The following is an 18599-nucleotide window of genomic DNA, read 5'->3' on the forward strand; positions in this document are numbered from 1 at the left end:
AAGAAATGGTAAATATTGTTCATAAATTTGGTGGTTCAAGCTTAAGCTCGGCAGATCGTTACCATGCGGTAGCGAACATCGTTCTTGCGAATACTGAGCAGGGCGATTGCGTAGTTGTGTCGGCATCGGGTAAAACAACCGATACCCTAGTAAAGCTTTGGCAAAGTTACCAGCAGCAAGATAGCCAGGCTGTTAGCGATATTCTATTGCTTATTGATAACAATCAACGGGCTTTAATTGAGCAGCTACTTACAGGTCAGAATAAACAACAGGCCTTGGCACAGTTAAAAGATGAACTTGCCGTATTAAATGAATTAATTAGTCAGCATCAGTTACTTGAAGCACCTTTACTTGCTCATGGTGAAGTGTGGTCGGCGCGGTTATTGGCCGCTTACCTAAATCAGTTAGGTGTTGATGCGCAAGATGTTGATGCAAGACAGCTGTTTACTCTAAATGATGGTCAGCTTTTACATCAAAAAAACCAACAGCAATGCAGTGATGCGATTAGCAGAACGCATATCAACGTAGTAACGGGTTTTATAGCTGCAGATTGCCAAGGTAATACGGTGACATTAGGCCGCAATGGCAGTGATTACAGTGCCACCTTGTTAGCGAGTTATACTTTTGCTAAGCAAGTGTCTATCTGGACAGACACACAAGGTGTATTTAGTACAGACCCTCGTAAAGTTAAAAATGCAGTTAAGTATGCCAAGGTGTGCCGCGAGCAAGCTAACTTATTAGCGCGTTTGGGTAACCCAGTATTGCATGCAAAAACCTTGTCGCCGTTAAAAGACACAGAAATTAAATTGGTGGTAAGAAGTAGTTTTGATTGTGATGCAACGCCAACCGAAGTAGTAAAAGAAGGCTACAGTAAAGCAAAGCGTTTTATTACTACTTTAAATAACATCGATTTATTACGGGTTGATAAACTAAGCGGTGGTGAAGTTGGTGAACTTAGTCAGTTAATTCAACACAGCCTGCACCACTTTACTAAAGATGGCGATACTTACTTGTTAGTGCCAGGTCAAAGCACTCACCAAGTTGTCAGCCATTTAGCGGGCCGTGCAAATATTGTCGAGTCTAATTTAAGTGGTTGTGCAGTGGTTGCACCGACGGCTGATGTAATTGCGTTGACAGAGCAAGCAACAGCGCTTTTAAAAGAGCAAAGCATTCATCCGCGTTTTGTACAACAAGACGATAACTATGTGTTGATCTTAAACGATCAGGCAATTGATAGTGATGTTTTAACCCTTCTACATGACAAGCTGGTAAACAAAGGTCAAGAGCTGGCTATTATTGTTGCTGGCCTAGGTAATGTAGGCGAAATGTTCTTATCGCAACTACAAGCTCAGTTTGCTCGTTTATCTGCTCAGTACAAAGTAAAAGTAGTAGCTCTTTTTCGCTCTAAACAAATGCTTTTTAGTGCCAGTGGTTTAAATACCGAAACATGGCAAGAGCAGTGGCACAATGAAGCGCAAAGCTACGATAAAGCTGAATTATTAGCACGTATCAATGAGCTAGATTATGAGCACAAAGTGGTGATTGATATCACTGCCAGTGAGGCTTTTAGTCAGTTGTATCCTGATTTTGTAGAGCTTAACTGTCATTTGATCAGTGCAAACAAATATGCGGGTACTGCCGCGCATAGCTGGTATAAAAACCTACGCACTAATTTGGCTGAGCGAAACTTGTTGTGGCGTTATAACACCAGTGTGGGCGCAGGTTTACCGATTAACTTTGCTTTAGCTGATTTACAAAATAGTGGTGACAGTATTAACCGTATTGAAGGGGTATTCTCGGGTACTTTATCGTGGTTATGTAGCAGTTACGATGGTAGCGTGCCGTTTTCAGATTTAGTGCTTCAAGCTCAGCAAATGGGCTATACAGAGCCAGATCCTCGTGAAGATTTATCTGGCCGTGATATGCAGCGTAAACTGCTAATTTTAGCGCGTGATCTAGGCCTTGATTTAGAGCTAGATGATATTGCTTTAACACCTCTGATGCCTGAACAGCTTGCAGTAGGAAGCTGGCAAGATTTTCTTGCAAACAAACAGCTACTCGATGAATTTATGACAGAAAAAGCAGCCCAAGCTGCGGCAGAAGACAAAGTGGTGCGCTACACCGGTGCTATCACACTCGTTGATGGTAAGATTCAGGCTCAAGTTGGTTTAGTCAATGTTGGCAAAGATGATGTATTAGCAAGCCTTAAACCGGGCGATAACATCTTTGTGATCAATTCGCAGTGGTATACAGATAATGCATTAGTGATCCAAGGCCCGGGAGCGGGTAAAGAAGTCACTGCCGCTGGGGTGCACTCAGACCTATATTGGCTGGTAAATAACCTAAAGTAATTTTGCTGATCTTAGTTTAAATAGCTAAGCAAAAAGCGCCCCAAGGGCGCTTTTTTATTGTTTCAAAATAGCAATTCACTTATTTAGAACAACTCTTCCTCTGTGCTGAGCTTTTCTTCAAATACGTCTGTTGGTTGATCAAGTACGTACTTGGTTGGTGCTGTTCCTTTAATGAAGTACTCAAAACGACTGGTATAGTCATTCTTATGGCTTAAAAGACCTGTTGCTAAGTCGATACGAACCGATACCAAACCTTCAGGAGGCTCAATAGGTGATTCAGGCATGCCATCAAGGGCTGCACGCATAAAGTCGACCCATGCAGGTTGCGCGGTTTTAGCACCAGATTCTGCACCAGAGATTTGTGACTTATCAAGGTTACTATTGTAGGTCGAGCGGCCAAGGGCTTTTCCTGGGTTATCAAAACCAACCCATACCGAGGTCATCACATTGCGGTTAAAGCCACTGAACCACGTATCAACCGAGTCATTGGTGGTACCTGTTTTACCTGCTAGATCACGACGGTCAAGCGCCTGTGCACGCCAGCCTGTTCCACTCCAGCCTGTTTTGTGAGTCCAGCTGCCACCACCCCAAATTGCGCTATGCATAGCTTGTGAAATTAAGAATGCATTTTGCTTTGAAATGATACGCGGAGCACAACGTGGCGTGCTCACACTTTGTGCTTGATCCAATTGGTTATCATCTAATGATGCAAACTCTGGTGTAACAACTTGCTCAGGCTCATCACAGGCAAGTTCAGGCTCTGTTTTGAATAACACGTTACCAGCAGAATCCTGAATTTCAGAAATAAAGTAAGGGGTAATTAAGTGGCCGCCATTGGCGAAAGTACTCATCCCGCGAGCTAGTTCAAGAGGAGTGATTGAGGCACTACCTAGGGCTAATGACTCGCTACGATTAATATCGCTATTTGAAAAGCCAAACTTAAGTAAGTGATCTGCAGTGCGTTCAAGGCCAACACCCCGTAACAGACGCACAGAAATTACGTTTTTCGATTGAGCGAGTGCACGGCGAATACGGATTGGGCCATTATAAACAGCAGGGCTGTTCTTAGGTCGCCATGCCACACCTTGGCTTTTATCCCATTGATTAATTGGTGCATCGTTAAGAATTGAAGCGAGTGTGTAGCCGTTTTCAAGTGCTGCTGAATAAATAAATGGCTTGATGTTTGAACCAACTTGGCGCTTTGCTTGAACTGCGCGATTGTATTGGCTTTGTTCAAAGCTGTAACCACCGACAATGGCTTTAATACGACCATCTTGTGGGTCGAGTGAAACAAGAGCGCTAGATGCTTCTGGCACTTGGCTAAGAATGTAGCTTTCATCTGCATTTTTACGAAGCCAAATTTGCGCTCCCGCTGATAAAATTTCAGTAGCCGTTTTTGGTGCGAAACTTTGACGGTAACGGGTAATATATTTGCGTGCCCATTTTAGACCATCCCACTCAACCGTCACTTGTTCGCCGCTTTTTAATAATACATTGATTGACTGCTCAGCAACATTCGTCACAACACCAGCTAATAGTGGACCAAACTCTTTGACATCTTTTAATTTAGATAAGATCTCTTCTTGGCTAAGTGGACTTTCGTTTTCACTGTCCCATAACTGAGCCGTCGCACCACGGTAGCCATGACGCATGTCGTAAGCGTGTAGGTTATCAACAATGGCATCTTGTGCAGCTTGCTGAATATTTGAATCAACACTGGTGTAAACTTTGAAACCAGTATTGTAAGCACGCTCATGACCATAGCGTTCAACCATTTCAGCACGCACCATCTCAGAGATATAAGGGGCATATACTTCAATTTCTGCACCATGGAATTTAGCTGTAATTGGCGCATTGATAGCCTCTTCGTATTCACCCTGTGTAATATACTTTTCGGTATACATACGGCCTAGTACAACGTTGCGACGTGCCTTTGCGCGTACAGGGTTGCGAATAGGGTTAAGGGCTGAAGGGGCCTTAGGTAAGCCAGCGATCATCGCCATTTGCGCTAAATTAAGCTCATTGAGGTCTTTGCCGTAGTAAACTTGTGCTGCTGCACCAATACCAAAAGCGCGGTTACCTAATTCAATTTTATTTAAATATAATTCGAGGATTTCGTCTTTAGTTAATATACTTTCGATATGTAAAGCGATGAAGATCTCTTTGACCTTACGAATGTATGCTTTTTCTCTAGTTAAGAAGAAGTTACGGGCAAGCTGCATGGTTATAGTACTTGCGCCTTGTTTCTTTTCGCCTGTAGATATGAGTACAATGGCTGAACGTACGATACCAATTGGATCGATACCGATATGCTCGTAAAAACGGTTATCTTCTGTTGCTAAAATTGCATCGATTAATGGTTGGGGGATTTGATCTATTGTAACGGGAATGCGGCGTTTTTCACCGAATTGGTTAATCAATAATCCATCACGTGAGAATACCTGCATAGGTGTCTGTAATTGAACGTCTTTTAGAACCTGTACGCTAGGAATATCAGGTTTAACGTAATAGTATAGACCAACTAAAGTGATTAGTCCTAAAAATGAGCAGATGATAATAAATTGTAAAGTTCGCTTTAATAAAATCACTTATATTTTCCCTAAATGGACTCCCAATTAGAATCGGAGACTGCTAGTATATATTGATTAAAAAATGAATAATATTTTTTCAGATAAAAATTATAACTTGTTTATTATTAAAACAAAGGCCAAGTTGCAAACATGCTAAGTCAGCTATTTAAAAAGCCTTCATCTATGATGGTAGGAATCGACATCGGATCGCACTGTATAAAAGCAGTGTTGTTGCAAGAGACAGACGCAGGTTTGCGGCTTGAAGCGTTAGCTATTGAACCTATGCCTAAAGGCGCTATGTCTGAGCGTTCTATTCAAGACATAGAAGCGATAGGTAATGTTATCGCTAAACTAAAAAGAAAAATTCCTAAATCAGTGCAAACCGCAGCAGTAGCTGTTTCAGGTCAAACTGTAATTACGAAAGTGATTTTTATGGATGTATCATTAACAGATGCTGAATTAGAGTCACAAATTGCCATCGAAGCTGATAGTTTAATCCCATATCCACTTGATGAAGTAAATATCGATTTTGAAAAACTTGCCATCAATGAAGCTGATCCAAGTAAAGTGAATGTTCTTCTCTCTGCTGCGCGAACTGAAAGTGTGCAAGCGCGAGTTGGTGCTCTTGAAACAGCCAATTTAAAAGCTGCGGTTGTCGATGTAGAAACTTATGCGCTAAGTCGAGCAATGGATGTGTATTATCAACAATTACCTAGTGATGCATACAATAAATGTGTCGCTGTGGTTGATATTGGTGCTGTGCTGATGCTGGTTAGCGTTGTACAAGAAGGTGAAACAATTTACACCCGTGACCAAGTATTTGGTGGCGACCAGTATACCAATAGCATTGTTGCGTATTACAACAAAAGCTTTGATGAAGCTGAAATTGGTAAAACTACAGGTGACTTACCACCAAATTATACCTTCGAAGTTTTAGCCCCATTCCAAACTTCATTGTTACAACAAGTTCGTCGAGCAGTGCAGATGTTCTTAACAACCAGTGGTAAAGATCAAGTTGATTACATTGTTCTGACTGGCGGCACAGCTATGATCGAAGGCTTAGATAGGCTCCTAATTGAAGAGCTAGGCATTCACACTGTTGTTGCTGAACCATTTGCTAACATTGAAATTTCGCCAAAGATTGATCGCAATATGCTGCAGCGTCACCGCACTCAATTTGCGATAGCCACAGGATTGGCATTAAGGAGCTTTTCATCATGCCACATATAAATCTGCTGCCTTGGCGCGAACAACAAAGAAAAGACTCACAAAATAAGTTCGTCACTGTGTTGTTTGGTGTTGTTGTTATTAGCTTCTTAAGTATGTATTTACTCAGCTCTTTTTATGGCGGATTACGCGATGGGCAAAATGTAAAAAATAACTTTTTGAATACAGAAATAGCTTTATTGAACCAACGTATCCGTGAAATTAACGAACTTGATAAGAAAAAAGAAAACTTACAACAGCGTATGCGTCTAATCGAAGAGCTACAAAGTAACCGTAACCTAGGTACACAAATCATGGATGAAGTCGCCAAGATTGTTCCTGCTGGGGTTTATTTAACGAAACTTGAACGTCGTGATGACCGCATTCATGTAATTGGTCGCAGTGAATCAAATAACCGTTTATCTACCATGCTGCGTCAAGTTCAGAGCTCATATTTATTAGAACGACCTATTATGCAAGGTATTGTCGCAGGTGAACAAACCTCAAGATTATTGAGTGACTTTAATATGGATTTTTACGTTAAACCATTTGATCAGATAGGTGAGGCACGCAATGAACCTTGATATCAAAGCGTTAACAGACATAGATTGGAATGAAATTGAGCTTGAAAACATGGGCGATTGGCCTATTGCTGTTAAAGCTCTGTGCTGTGCGTTTGTGGCTGCGCTGGTTTTATACTTTAGTTACAGCTTATTAGTTTCTGACGAAATCGCCAGTTATCACAGTGCCGTAGCCAAAGAAACTGAGCTACGCCAAACATACAAAGCAAAATATGCTATTGCGAGTAATTTAGAGATTTATCGCCAGCAAATGGTTGAGATGGAAGATAAGTTCTCGCAGCTATTAAAGCGCTTACCAACCTCGAACGAGACACCGGGTTTGTTAGACGACTTATCTTACGTTGGCACTACTAGTGGTTTGACGTTTTTGAAAATTGGCTGGTTACCTGAAGTTGAAAAAGAGTTTTATACAGAGCTGCCAATTAAAATAGAAGTCGTCGGGACGTACCATGAATTTGGTGAATTTGTTGGTAAAGTTGCTCAGTTACCGCGAATTGTAAGTTTGCATGACTTTACTATTCAAACTCTCGGCAATAATGAACTCACTTTTAGTGTTGTTGCTAAGACTTATCGTTATGAAGGGGGCACTAAAAAATGAAAAAGCTTCCCTTAATTATTGCGATGACACTTGTACTTAGCGCGTGTAATGATGATACTTCAGAACAAAAAGAGTTTATTGATCAAGTTAAAGCAAGTACAACACCTAAAGTTGAGCCGATTCCTGAGATCACTAAATTCGAGCACTTTGCTTATAATGCCGGAAAATTACGTAGTCCATTTGTGGCGCCTAAACCGGAAATTATTCAGAGCAATTTAGTGCAAGTTAAAAACTGCTTACACCCAGACCCTGATCGTGTTCGTCAACCACTTGAAAAGTACCCGCTAGATAACCTTGTTATGCAAGGAACTATTGGCCGTGTTGGTAATACGTGGGCGCTGATAAAAGCTGCAGACGATACGCTTTATCGAGTTACTGTAGGTAATTATATTGGTTTGTATCACGGTGAAATTAAACAAGTGCACGACAATTATATAGAATTATTAGAATTAATCCCGGATGGGGCTGGTTGTTGGAAAGAGCGCCTGACTAAGCTAGAAATGTTAGAGGCGGAAACAAATGGTGCAAGTTAATCTTATGAAAGGTAAAAAGAAGATGCATAAAGGAATGGCTTGGTTAAAACACATGCATAAATTCATGTTAGCTGCATTAGCCTTAATTTTGACGCAGACAGCAATCGCTGCCCCTTTACTGTATGACGTACGTTATAACCCGCTAATGAAAGGTGAAACACAATTACAGCTAGTATTTGATGAAGCGCTAACATTTGAACCTAAAGTTCAGGTATATAACGCCCCAGCTCGTATTGAAATGCTTTTCAGTAATGTAGGTGTTGATAATGAAGTACGTGATGTGCCTGTTAACCAAGCAGGTATTCAGCATGTAACCAGTACTTTGACCGCAGACGGTTTAAAAGTTGTTGTAACGTTAGATAAGCTAAAAATTTATAAAACAATGGCGAAAGACAATATCGTTACTTTGCATGTTTCAGATAACCCAATCGCAACGGATGATTCAGCGAATGGACTGACAGCGTCTAGCAACTTTATTAATACAGTACAGTCGATTGATTTTCGCCGTGGTGAGAAAGGCGAAGCTCGCCTGTTAGTTTTTTTACAAGATACGCAAGCAGCAATTGATGTTCATGAGAGTGGCGGCAAAATTATTGCTGAGTTCCACCACACTGATATTTTAGACGACTTATTGTATCAATTAGATGTGATGGATTTTGGTACGGTTGTAAGTAACATCGAAACCTTCAAAGAAGGTAATATGACGCGCATTGTGGTTGAGCCAAATGCAGCATTTAAGTTTACTCACCAACAAATTGAAAATATCTTTACGCTAACTGTTGAAAAAGATGATACACAGCGTGCCTACCTCGAAGGCGGTATTGAATATCAAGGTCGCCCAATGAGCCTTAATTTCCAAGATATTCCAATTCGCTCTGTGCTACAGATTATTGCAGGCTATAACGAGTTTAACTTAGTAACCAGTGACTCAGTTACAGGTAATATCACATTGCGTTTAGATGGAGTTCCTTGGGATCAGGCACTTGATGTTGTGCTTAAAATTAAAGGTCTTGATAAGCGCATGGACGGTACTATTTTGATGGTTGCACCATCAGAAGAACTTGCCGCACGTGAAGCAAAAGAGCTTAAGGCAAAACAGCAAGTTGAGGATTTAGAGCCACTTTACAGTGAATATATCCGCCTTAACTATGCTAAAGCAGAAGAGTTTGCTGACTTATTGAAAACAGATACCAACAGCATTATTTCTGCGCGAGGCAGTGTGTCTGTTGATAAACGTACTAATACCTTACTTATCAAAGATACAGCGAAAAGCATCGAAAGCGTGCGCCGTATGGTAGAAACTTTAGATATTCCTGTTAAGCAAGTGGTGATTGAATCACGTATGGTAACAGTGAATGATAATGTGCAAGAAGACTTAGGTGTGCGCTGGGGTATCAGCGATGTAGGTAGCGACGGTGCTATCTCTGGCACATTAGAGGGCGCTGGTGGCATGTTTGGTGCTGGCTCTTACGATAATATCCCAAGTATTTCTGACCGCTTAAATGTTAACTTACCGGTTTCTAGCCCTGCGGGTAGTATTGGTGTTCAAGTAGCTAAATTAGCTAACGGCACAATATTAGATTTAGAGCTAAGTGCCCTTGAAGAAGAAAACCGTGGTGAGATTATCGCAAGTCCTCGTATTACGACGGCTAACCAACAAAAAGCCCGTATTGAGCAAGGTACTGAGATCCCTTACGTTGAAGCAGCATCAAGTGGTGCAACTACAGTAACCTTTAAAAAAGCAGTATTGAGCTTAGAAGTAACGCCACATATCACCCCTGATAACAAAGTGATTTTAGATCTCGTTATCACACAAGATACGCGTGGTGATACAGTACAAACACCAACAGGTTCTGCTGTAGCAATTAATACCCAAGAAATTCAAACTCAGGTATTAGTAGAAAACGGCCAAACTGTGGTGCTTGGTGGTATCTTCCAACAGCAAATCGTTAACTCAACTAAGAAAGTACCTCTGTTAGGCGATATTCCTTACTTAGGCGTATTGTTCAAAAGTACGAGTGAATTTAACGAGAAGAAAGAGCTGTTAATCTTTGTAACACCAAAAATTCAAATCGATTAAGTGATTTTTTCTTAAGCAACGAGCAATTAGCATGTTTAATTGCTCGTTATCTAGCTTTTTATGCTAATTGACTTGAAATACCCAAGCAATTACTGAGATAATCCCCTCCTTAATTTTGGGGCCAGGTCGTTAGGCGGGGTTTTATTTCAAATTTTAGAGTTCGTTTGTACTAAAAAGATATGGCTGAGAAACGTAATATATTTCTAGTGGGCCCTATGGGGGCTGGCAAAAGCACAATTGGTCGTCACATTGCTGACCAATTACACCTTGAATTTTTCGATTCAGATCAAGAGATCGAGCGTCGTACTGGAGCAGACATTGCTTGGGTATTCGATCTTGAGGGTGAAGAGGGCTTTCGACTTCGTGAAGAAACTGTAATTTCAGACCTAACTGAGATGCAAGGTATTGTTCTTGCAACTGGTGGTGGTTCTGTGATCAGTAAAGAAGTGCGTAACAAGCTATCTGCTCGCGGTATCGTTGTATACCTAGAGACACCAATCGAAAAGCAAGTTGCACGCACGCAGCGCGACAAGCGTCGCCCATTATTGCAAACAGAAGAAGCACCGCGTGATGTATTAGAACGCTTAGCTGAAGAACGCGAACCGTTATACAAAGAAGTTGCTGATTTTGTTGTCCGCACTGATGAGCAAAGCGCGAAAGTTGTTGCTAATCAAATCATCGAGAAATTAGATTTTTAAAAACCAATAATAAAAAGGAAACTAGCTATGCTTGAATTAACAGTTAATTTGGACGAGCGAAGTTATCCTATTTATATTGGTCAATCTGCTCTTAAAGAGACTGGTCGGCTACGCGAGCACATCGGCGATTGTCGACCTATCATTATCACCAACGACACCATTGCACCTTTATATCTTGATGATGTAATGACGTCGTTGGCTGATCTTAACCCGTTATCTTTTACCATCCCTGATGGCGAACAATATAAATCACTTGAGTGGTTTGAAAAGATATCGGCGTTCTTACTTGAACATAACTGTGGTCGTGATACTTGCCTTATTGCCTTAGGTGGCGGTGTTGTAGGTGACTTAACTGGTTTTGTTGCTGCATGTTATCAACGTGGCGTGCCTTTTATTCAAGTACCAACTACCTTGCTTTCGCAAGTGGATTCATCGGTTGGTGGCAAAACGGCAGTAAACCATCCACTTGGTAAAAACATGATTGGTGCGTTTTACCAACCACAAGCAGTATTTATCGATACGCAATCGTTGCATACTTTACCTGAGCGTGAATTCGCAGCAGGTATGGCTGAAGTAATTAAATACGGCCTCATTTACGACACAGAGCTATTTGCTTACCTAGAGCAAAATATCGCTAATCTTAAATCACTTGATGAGCAAACATTGCAGCATGTGATTTACCGTTGTTGTGAAATCAAAGCCTTGATTGTTGCGCAAGATGAAAAAGAAGCAGGTCTACGCGCTTTACTTAACCTAGGGCATACCTTTGGTCATGCTATCGAAGCACAAATGGGTTACGGTAATTGGCTACACGGCGAAGCCGTTGCCGCAGGTATGGTGCTGGCAGCACGCCTTGCAAATACCCGTGATGACTTAACTGCTGCAGAAGTTGAACGCATTGTTAAATTGATTGCTGAGTATGATTTACCAGTCGATATTCCTGCAGAAATGACAAGCGAGCAGTTTTTAACGCATATGCGTAAAGATAAGAAAAACAAAAAAGGCACGATTCGCTTTATTCTTCCTACCCAATTTGGTCAATGTGCGCTGGTAAGTGATGTTACTGATCAGCAGGTTTGTGATTTAATAGCGCGCTAATGCAATCGCAAATATTGCCTAGCCGTGCTGCGCTAGTTGATCGAATCGCTCTGCAGTTTGAATATGGGCAAAATCTAATTTGCTTACTTGGCCCGTCAGGCCTTGGTAAAAGCTATTTATTAGAAACCTTCATTACTGATAAATACCTCGACTTTAATAAAGCGTTTGTTCAGTTGTCTGGAAAAATGACCGACCAACAGTTTATGACTGAACTGTTAGAACAAAGCTTTAGCAACCCGCTAATTGATCATTCTTTAAGTTTGTCTGAAAACTTCTATCAACTCTACAAGCAACAGCCTTGTGGTGATTGTTTATGGGTGATTGATGGAGGACGTCATTTATCTGAAGAGTTAATTCAGCAATTAGAAATTATTGCCAAGCAAAGCCCGAGCACGTTATACATACTAATTGCATCACAATCGGTCGGCCAGTTTAGCCAAGCGGTCGAAATTCACCTTGAAGCGCTTAACTTGAGCGAAAGTAAGCAACTTATGCGTTGGTTTTTCGACAACCTGCCAGTTGAAGAAGACCCAGTTTTTCGCACCTTTTTACAAGAAGCCCATGGTAACCCAGCCTTATTACTTGCATGGCAACCAGAACAGCAAACTGCGGATATTCGCGCACCCGAGAAAAGCTATAAACTGCTTTATTTAATTTTGCTCTTAATCACAACCATGCTGCTGATCATTGGCTTTTTATATAAAGCTGATATGACCGAGTGGTGGAAAGCACATTACCAACAAGATACAACAAGCTCTGTGGCAACGGCATTACCTGCAGAAGCAGTAGTTAATGGCCCTGTAGAGAGTAAAGAGCTCGTTACAGAGCAAGCTCAAGATGAGCCTCAAGTTCAGCAGCCAGTTGCTACTAATAATGATGACAACACGACTCAGGCTGCCGAGATGCCAGTTGATAGCTCTGACAATAAAAAACCTGAAAATGAAAACCATAACAATAACGTGGCTGCGATTGTTAATAGCCTTTTGCCAGTAGAGCCAGTTATACAAGAGACTGAGCAACCAACGACAGATGAAGTTGTAGCAGCCATTATCAGCGATGCTGAGCAAGCTGAGTCTGCAATTGAAGCAGAGCAGCCATTAGCAGGGAATGCGTGGTATTTGTCTCAGCCAGACGACAATTTTGTAATCCAATTACTAGCGGTCACTAAGCAAGAGATCAGTGATAAGTTTATTAATGAAAATGGCTTGCAAGGGCAGGTAAATACTTACCAAAGCTTACGGAGCGGTAAGCCGTGGTGGATTGTCACTTATGGCAGTTATGCCACACTGAATGATGCTAAGAAGGGCGTAACAACACTTTCTGATAATGTGCGTAAAAATCAGCCGTTCTATAAAAAAATAAGTAAAATTAAACAAGAAATCGCTTCACTAAATCAGTAAATTAAAACTGATTAGTGTAAAATCGCGCAACACCGAATTGAAGTAAAGAGCAGATGCAGCAAAAGACCAGAGCCTTCCTTAAATGGGCGGGTGGAAAATACAGCCTAGTTGAAGATATTCGTACCCGCTTAAAGCAAGCGAGTATGGATGCTGACACCTTAGTTGAACCTTTCGTTGGTGCTGGCTCTGTATTTCTCAATACTGATTTTAAGCATTATATTTTAAATGATATTAATGCTGATCTGATCAACCTGTACACCGAGCTAAAGCGTACGCCTGACGAATTTATTAGCGATGCAAAAAAACTATTTGTAGAGCTCAATAACCATCCTGAAGCCTATTATGAGTACCGTGTTCAGTTTAATCAGAGCAGTGATGTGTATGAGCGCGCGATTTTATTTTTATACATGAATCGTCATGGTTATAACGGTTTGTGCCGCTACAATCTTAAAGGTATTTTTAACGTTCCTTTTGGTAAATATAAGCGCCCGTATTTTCCTGAAAAAGAAATGCACTTCTTTGCTGAAAAAGCCCAGCAAGCCACCTTTACGTGTTTAGGTTATGACGAAGTCTTTAAGCTTATTCCTAATAATGCGGTTGTGTATTGCGATCCACCTTATGTGCCTTTGAGTAAAACAGCTTCATTTACTTCTTACGCTAAAGGCGGTTTCAATTTAGATGATCAAGCTAACTTGGCGAATTTAGCTGAGCAGGCTGCATTCGAAAATAACACGCCGGTACTTATTTCTAACCACGATACGGTGTGGACTCGTAAGATCTACAGCCAAGCATCACTGGATGAAATTCAGGTAAAGCGCACGATTAGCCCGAAGGGCGGTTCACGCAATAAAGTGAATGAGCTAATGGCTATGTATTTAGCACCAAAGAAACGGTGAAATAAATCGCTGCTACAAACAGGCTGAATAAAACGAGGGCAATGACGATAATAGTACTGAGCGAATGCTCTTTAAAGTCAGCTTGACGCTTACTTTCTGATTGCACACCAAAAAATGCCGCAAAGACACTTTGTAATGCACTAATGAATTTGTTCATGCGATTTAGAACTTAGAACCTAAACCGCTAACTTTCTTTGACTCTTCACTACTTGTTAATAACTCAAGTAAATCAAGATAATGGAACTGAGCGCTGCGGCTATCACCCGTTAACCAAGAAAACCATCCTGTTTCTTGTTCTGCTTTCATACATTGAGCAGAAGATGATGATACGTTAAGCGTATTGCATGAGCAGCCAGACGCCGCTGCTAAAAAGTCGTCTTCATCAGCAGATGAAAAAGATACAAACGCAGCAACCGTAAGTGCGGACGCGATTAAGATCCCTATTTTAAAAGCACGCATGAGAATAACCCTTGTTTGTGTTATTTAGACAAGCATACATAACAATTGCTCAAATAACAAACTTAATTACGGCTGAATTAAATAAAAATTTAATAAAATTAGTCTTTTAAAGTAAATTTTATGTTTATAATTTGTTTCATTTAAATGCATTTATGCAAGCAGCTGAATAGAACGATTGTTCAATTTTTGATTAAATTTACATTAATTCAATAAGCTAAAAGGATTAGCCTTGAGTAATAGCGTTTTAACAGTTAGCTGTGGTGTTTTAATCAGCTGTCGATTGAGTTACATTATGCGCTCTTCTTGCAGTCGCAAATTATGATGGAATCTCTCATGTTGGAAACATTACAAAAGTATTTAATAGCCCCTTCTATTTTATCAGCTGACTTTGCCCGTTTAGGTGAAGATGTTGATCGTGTACTCGCAAGTGGGGCAGATGTTGTACATTTTGATGTGATGGATAACCATTATGTGCCAAACCTAACCTTTGGCCCAATGATTTGTAAAGCACTGCGCGATTACGGTATTACAGCCCCGATAGATGTGCATCTTATGGTTAAGCCTGTCGATCGCCTAATTCCCGACTTTGCTGAAGCAGGCGCTTCTATTATTAGCTTTCATCCAGAAGCTAGCGAACATATTGACCGTACCTTGCAACTTATAAAAGACAGTGGTTGCCAAGCAGGGCTTGTATTTAATCCTGCAACCAGCCTTAGCTACCTTGAGCACGTGCTCGATAAAGTTGATGTAGTGCTATTAATGTCGGTTAACCCAGGCTTTGGCGGCCAAAGCTTTATTCCTCATACCCTCGAAAAGCTTCGTCAAGCGCGTAAAATTATAGATGCCTCAGGTCGCAATATTCGTTTAGAAGTTGATGGTGGCGTTGGTGTTGATAACATTGCTGAAATTGCAGAAGCGGGCGCTGATATGTTTGTTTCAGGCTCAGCGATTTTCAATCAACCAGATTACAAAGCTGTTATCGATGCGATGCGCAGCGAGCTTGCAAAGGTTGAGTCATGAAATACGATGCGGCATTTTTCGATTTAGATGGCACCTTAGTCGACAGTGTTTACGATTTATACATTGCGATGAATCTGACTCTAACTGACCTCGCATTTCCGGTTGTTACACAAAAGCTAGTTGAGAGCTGGGTAGGTAATGGCATAGAAACACTTGTAAAGCGTGGTTTGAGTGGCGATATGCAAATCAGTGAGCATTTAGATGAAGCCCTTGCTGAGCGTGCAATTAATTTGTTTTATCAGCACTATGACCAAGTTGTAGGTGACTACAGTGCGCTTTATCAACATGTAGAAACTGGGCTTGCTGCACTTGCTGGTATTCCTAAAGTGGTGATCACCAATAAGGCACGTCGTTTTACCGAAAAGTTACTTGATAAGCTTTCACTGACTAGTCATTTTCAGTTGATTGTATGTGGTGATGATATGGCAAAGAAACCATCACCTGAGCCTTTACTATTTGCTTGTCAGCAATTAGATGTCAGCCCAGCCAAAGCGGTTATGATAGGCGACTCAAAAAGTGATATTTTGGCAGCAAAAGCTGCTAAGGTTGACGTTGTCGCACTCGGTTATGGCTATAACCAAGGTGAAAACCTCGCTGATTTCAATCCAGAGTACCTCTGCGAGAATTTCTTAGATATAATACCCGTTCTTACCCAAAGGTAAGTGCATTTTAATTTCGTCTTTTTAGTTTAGTAAAAATATAAAGGAACATCATGAGTAAACCAGTAGTGTTAAGTGGCATTCAGCCAACCGGTGGTATGACAATAGGCAACTATGTTGGCGCTATTAACCAGTGGCTTAAGCTACAGGAAGACCACGAAAGTTTCTTTATGTTAGTAGATTTACACGCCATTACTGTACGCCAAGATCCTGAGCAGCTACGCTCGCGCGTGCTGGACGGTATTGCGCTTTATGCTGCATGCGGTATCGACCCTGAGAAAGCTGCGTTATTCGTACAATCTCAAGTGCCAGAACATGCACAGCTTAGTTGGGTTTTAAACTGTTACGCGCAAATGGGTGAGCTTAACCGTATGACGCAGTTTAAAGATAAGTCTTCTAAGCATGCTAATAATGTTAATGTGGGCTTATTCTCTTACCCTGTACTGCAAGCTGCAGACATCTTGTTATACCAAGCAGATCAAGTGCCAGTGGGTGAAGATCAAAAGCAACACCTTGAATTAACACGTGATATTGCAACACGTTTTAACAACCTATACGGTGACGTGTTCAAATTACCTGAGCCTTACATTCCTGAGTTTGGCGCGCGTGTAATGAGCTTACAAGATCCGCTCAAGAAAATGTCTAAATCAGATGAAAATCCAAACGGTTACATCATGTTATTAGATGAGCCGAAGAAGATTGAAAAGAAACTGAAGAAAGCAGTAACCGATTCAGACGAGCAAGCTCGTATCTACTTTGATCGTGAAGAAAAACCAGGTGTATCAAACCTACTTACTTTATTATCAGTCGCAACTAAGCGCTCAATTGAAGACTTAGTGCCTGAATATGAAGACAAAATGTATGGTCACCTGAAAAAAGACACTGCAGCAGCGGTCGTTAATATGATTGAGCCAATCCAAACGCGCTTTAAAGAAATTCGCGAAGATCAGTCACTACTTGATAGCATTATGAAGTCAGGTGCTGAAAAGGCGAGTATTCGCGCTGGAAAAACATTAAAAGCAGTCTACGATGCGGTAGGTTTTATTCCTCGCCCGTAAGCTTGCACAAATTATTGAAATAAAAATACCGCTATAAAGCGGTATTTTTTTATTAAAAACTCAGCACAATTAAAACAGTAAACAAGCAGATAAGTGCGGCAGCGGTTTTGTCTGTTTTTTCCATTTTTTTACTCCTCATCAGCGCTCAACTGTGCAATCACGTAGCCTTTACTTTCTAACAAGGCTAATAGGCTATCTTCACCGGCCAAATGAGCAGCGCCAACAAGTACCAATTCTTTTTGCTGATCAGTAAAGTAATCCTCAATATGATTAAGCCAATTCAAATTACGTTGCTTAATGAGTATTTGGTAGGTGAGGGGATCATGTTGTTTTAATGGCATGATAGTTAGCTCATTCATTGCGTGCATATCGCCGTTGCGCCATGCATCAAGCATTGCACTGTAAAGCGCTTGGTAACTTGATACTTGAGCTAACTGTGACTGAATAAAGGCATCTTCGTCTTGGCTGCCTAATTGCTTAAAAAGGTGTAATTGAAATGCCAAGGTCTCAAGATAAGCTAATTCTTTGCTGTCTTGTTGGGCTCGCTTTGCGAAATAGCTATCAACTCCTTCACCGAAAAGCTGTTGTTTTTGTAGCTCTAGCGACATCATCAGCAAGCTCACCATAAAAGGGCGAAAGCTGTCGAGTTCGCTAAGTTGCATATCGTATTGAGTAAGCTGTGCTTCTAATTGTTTTTTTACTGTTGCAGAGAGCTTACTACTTAATGTTTCACCAGTTTCGTAACTCAGTGCTTTAAGCATAGTAAGTTGTGCTGAGCTATTACTTGGCGCTGGCATATCGGCTTCAAGTACTAGGGTATCGGCTTGTTTATAAGCTTGATTAAATTCGGCCGGTAGCGGTAGTTCCTTGGGCGGTAAAACATGAATTGACCCCGCAATGTATATAAATTCATCACCTTTACTTACCTGCCAAACGGCACTTTTTGCAGTACAAATACTCGTTGTTAACAAGCATGATGCAGCAATTGTTGAGAGCAGTAATTGAGTTAGTTGTTTCATTCTTTTAGCCAGTTAATTGAAAAAGCTTGCCCAATGTTCTGGGCAAGCAGAGCATTACTTGTTGAGCTTAAGCTCAATTTGGTGATCTATTTTATTGTTCATTTGCTCAATAGAGGCTTCGATAGATGTCTCTAATTGCTGGTTTAGTTTTTGATTACCTTCTTCGCTATTAAGCAAGGTATTAGGTGCAGTAATAACGATTGCACTTACTGCTAGTATCGACATCATTTTTAAAACTGAATTGCTCATAATGTAATTCCCTTAATTGGTTTATTGGTTATATCAACGAAGCAAAGTTGGTTGGTAGCCCGTTGATGGAAACTACAATAGCGAGGAAAGTTGATAGAGTCGCTTATCTAGTTCTAAGCGATTT

The 18599-nt window shown here is 40.9% G+C and carries 18 protein-coding genes; 13 read left to right on the forward strand and 5 right to left on the reverse strand.

Annotated features, from left to right (window positions below):
• The first annotated feature begins 5 nt into the window (after window positions 1-5).
• Complete coding sequence (gene metL, locus MTF66_RS32520; RefSeq protein ID WP_248529734.1) at window positions 6-2351, forward strand: bifunctional aspartate kinase/homoserine dehydrogenase II; 2346 nt, start codon at window positions 6-8, stop codon at window positions 2349-2351.
• Window positions 2352-2434: 83 nt separating this feature from the next.
• Here the strand turns inward: metL and MTF66_RS32525 are convergent, their stop codons facing one another.
• On the reverse strand, window positions 2435-4939 hold the full coding sequence (locus tag MTF66_RS32525) for a PBP1A family penicillin-binding protein (protein WP_248529735.1): 2505 nt from the start codon (window positions 4937-4939) through the stop codon (window positions 2435-2437).
• Window positions 4940-5071: 132 nt separating this feature from the next.
• Between MTF66_RS32525 and MTF66_RS32530 the strand changes: the two genes are divergently transcribed.
• From MTF66_RS32530 to MTF66_RS32570, 9 genes are all read left to right on the forward strand, one after another.
• Window positions 5072-6151 carry a pilus assembly protein PilM gene (locus MTF66_RS32530; protein WP_054563334.1) on the forward strand — a complete coding sequence of 360 codons (1080 nt, stop codon included), beginning with the start codon at window positions 5072-5074 and terminating at the stop codon, window positions 6149-6151.
• Window positions 6139-6711 carry a PilN domain-containing protein gene (locus tag MTF66_RS32535; protein ID WP_055021382.1) on the forward strand — a complete coding sequence of 191 codons (573 nt, stop codon included), beginning with the start codon at window positions 6139-6141 and terminating at the stop codon, window positions 6709-6711. The genes MTF66_RS32530 and MTF66_RS32535 overlap by 13 nt, the downstream gene beginning before the upstream one ends.
• Window positions 6701-7306 carry a type 4a pilus biogenesis protein PilO gene (locus MTF66_RS32540; RefSeq protein WP_054563336.1) on the forward strand — a complete coding sequence of 202 codons (606 nt, stop codon included), beginning with the start codon at window positions 6701-6703 and terminating at the stop codon, window positions 7304-7306. The genes MTF66_RS32535 and MTF66_RS32540 overlap by 11 nt, the downstream gene beginning before the upstream one ends.
• Window positions 7303-7839, forward strand: a complete 537-nt coding sequence (locus tag MTF66_RS32545; protein WP_054563337.1) for a pilus assembly protein PilP — start codon at window positions 7303-7305, stop codon at window positions 7837-7839. The genes MTF66_RS32540 and MTF66_RS32545 overlap by 4 nt, the downstream gene beginning before the upstream one ends.
• On the forward strand, window positions 7826-9919 hold the full coding sequence (locus tag MTF66_RS32550) for a type IV pilus secretin PilQ (RefSeq protein WP_248529736.1): 2094 nt from the start codon (window positions 7826-7828) through the stop codon (window positions 9917-9919). Before MTF66_RS32545 ends, MTF66_RS32550 begins: the two co-directional genes overlap by 14 nt.
• Before the next feature lie 179 nt (window positions 9920-10098).
• Window positions 10099-10617: a shikimate kinase AroK gene (aroK, locus tag MTF66_RS32555; protein WP_036973192.1), complete on the forward strand. Its 519-nt coding sequence runs from the start codon at window positions 10099-10101 to the stop codon at window positions 10615-10617.
• 27 nt (window positions 10618-10644) lie between these two features.
• The gene (gene aroB, locus MTF66_RS32560) at window positions 10645-11715 is read left to right on the forward strand and encodes a 3-dehydroquinate synthase (protein ID WP_248529737.1); all 1071 of its coding nucleotides are present in this window, start codon (window positions 10645-10647) and stop codon (window positions 11713-11715) included.
• Window positions 11715-13115 (forward strand): AAA family ATPase, encoded by a 1401-nt coding sequence (locus MTF66_RS32565; protein WP_248529739.1) that lies wholly within the window; start codon window positions 11715-11717, stop codon window positions 13113-13115. Before aroB ends, MTF66_RS32565 begins: the two co-directional genes overlap by 1 nt.
• 53 nt (window positions 13116-13168) lie before the next feature.
• Window positions 13169-14011 (forward strand): Dam family site-specific DNA-(adenine-N6)-methyltransferase, encoded by an 843-nt coding sequence (locus MTF66_RS32570; protein ID WP_054563340.1) that lies wholly within the window; start codon window positions 13169-13171, stop codon window positions 14009-14011.
• Here the strand turns inward: MTF66_RS32570 and MTF66_RS32575 are convergent.
• Both MTF66_RS32575 and MTF66_RS32580 read right to left on the reverse strand, forming a co-directional pair.
• Window positions 13983-14168 (reverse strand): DUF2970 domain-containing protein, encoded by a 186-nt coding sequence (locus MTF66_RS32575; protein WP_248529741.1) that lies wholly within the window; start codon window positions 14166-14168, stop codon window positions 13983-13985. The genes MTF66_RS32570 and MTF66_RS32575 overlap by 29 nt on opposite strands.
• Before the next feature lie 5 nt (window positions 14169-14173).
• Window positions 14174-14470, reverse strand: coding sequence for a hypothetical protein (locus MTF66_RS32580; RefSeq protein ID WP_062565999.1), 297 nt, complete (start codon window positions 14468-14470; stop codon window positions 14174-14176).
• 333 nt (window positions 14471-14803) lie between these two features.
• Here MTF66_RS32580 and rpe point away from each other — a divergent pair, with 333 nt between their 5' ends.
• Genes rpe through trpS form a run of 3 tightly spaced genes read left to right on the forward strand, consistent with a single transcriptional unit; the run spans window position 14804 to window position 17207 of the window.
• Window positions 14804-15490 (forward strand): ribulose-phosphate 3-epimerase, encoded by a 687-nt coding sequence (rpe, locus tag MTF66_RS32585; protein WP_248529742.1) that lies wholly within the window; start codon window positions 14804-14806, stop codon window positions 15488-15490.
• Window positions 15487-16152, forward strand: a complete 666-nt coding sequence (locus MTF66_RS32590; protein WP_063527519.1) for a phosphoglycolate phosphatase — start codon at window positions 15487-15489, stop codon at window positions 16150-16152. Before rpe ends, MTF66_RS32590 begins: the two co-directional genes overlap by 4 nt.
• A gap of 50 nt (window positions 16153-16202) precedes the next feature.
• A complete protein-coding gene (gene trpS / locus MTF66_RS32595; protein WP_248529744.1) occupies window positions 16203-17207 on the forward strand; it encodes a tryptophan--tRNA ligase in 1005 nt (334 codons plus the stop codon).
• A 128-nt stretch (window positions 17208-17335) separates the two neighbouring features.
• Here trpS and MTF66_RS32600 read toward each other — a convergent pair whose 3' ends face one another.
• Window positions 17336-18226 (reverse strand): TraB/GumN family protein, encoded by an 891-nt coding sequence (locus tag MTF66_RS32600; protein ID WP_248529746.1) that lies wholly within the window; start codon window positions 18224-18226, stop codon window positions 17336-17338.
• 54 nt (window positions 18227-18280) lie between these two features.
• On the reverse strand, window positions 18281-18475 hold the full coding sequence (locus MTF66_RS32605) for a hypothetical protein (RefSeq protein WP_058583842.1): 195 nt from the start codon (window positions 18473-18475) through the stop codon (window positions 18281-18283).
• Between the last annotated feature and the right edge of the window lie 124 nt (window positions 18476-18599).

The organism is Pseudoalteromonas sp. 2CM39R, assembly GCF_023161845.1.

Coding starts and splice junctions, on each gene's coding strand:
- MTF66_RS32550 (WP_248529736.1), top strand. CDS start 7,826: ATGGTGCAAGTTAATCTTATGAAAGGTAAAAAGAAGATGCATAAAGGA.
- aroB (WP_248529737.1), top strand. CDS start 10,645: ATGCTTGAATTAACAGTTAATTTGGACGAGCGAAGTTATCCTATTTAT.
- MTF66_RS32540 (WP_054563336.1), top strand. CDS start 6,701: ATGAACCTTGATATCAAAGCGTTAACAGACATAGATTGGAATGAAATT.
- MTF66_RS32605 (WP_058583842.1), bottom strand. CDS start 18,475: ATGAGCAATTCAGTTTTAAAAATGATGTCGATACTAGCAGTAAGTGCA.
- rpe (WP_248529742.1), top strand. CDS start 14,804: ATGTTGGAAACATTACAAAAGTATTTAATAGCCCCTTCTATTTTATCA.
- MTF66_RS32565 (WP_248529739.1), top strand. CDS start 11,715: ATGCAATCGCAAATATTGCCTAGCCGTGCTGCGCTAGTTGATCGAATC.
- MTF66_RS32545 (WP_054563337.1), top strand. CDS start 7,303: ATGAAAAAGCTTCCCTTAATTATTGCGATGACACTTGTACTTAGCGCG.
- aroK (WP_036973192.1), top strand. CDS start 10,099: ATGGCTGAGAAACGTAATATATTTCTAGTGGGCCCTATGGGGGCTGGC.
- MTF66_RS32590 (WP_063527519.1), top strand. CDS start 15,487: ATGAAATACGATGCGGCATTTTTCGATTTAGATGGCACCTTAGTCGAC.
- trpS (WP_248529744.1), top strand. CDS start 16,203: ATGAGTAAACCAGTAGTGTTAAGTGGCATTCAGCCAACCGGTGGTATG.
- MTF66_RS32600 (WP_248529746.1), bottom strand. CDS start 18,226: ATGAAACAACTAACTCAATTACTGCTCTCAACAATTGCTGCATCATGC.
- metL (WP_248529734.1), top strand. CDS start 6: ATGGTAAATATTGTTCATAAATTTGGTGGTTCAAGCTTAAGCTCGGCA.
- MTF66_RS32575 (WP_248529741.1), bottom strand. CDS start 14,168: ATGAACAAATTCATTAGTGCATTACAAAGTGTCTTTGCGGCATTTTTT.
- MTF66_RS32535 (WP_055021382.1), top strand. CDS start 6,139: ATGCCACATATAAATCTGCTGCCTTGGCGCGAACAACAAAGAAAAGAC.
- MTF66_RS32580 (WP_062565999.1), bottom strand. CDS start 14,470: ATGCGTGCTTTTAAAATAGGGATCTTAATCGCGTCCGCACTTACGGTT.
- MTF66_RS32530 (WP_054563334.1), top strand. CDS start 5,072: ATGCTAAGTCAGCTATTTAAAAAGCCTTCATCTATGATGGTAGGAATC.
- MTF66_RS32570 (WP_054563340.1), top strand. CDS start 13,169: ATGCAGCAAAAGACCAGAGCCTTCCTTAAATGGGCGGGTGGAAAATAC.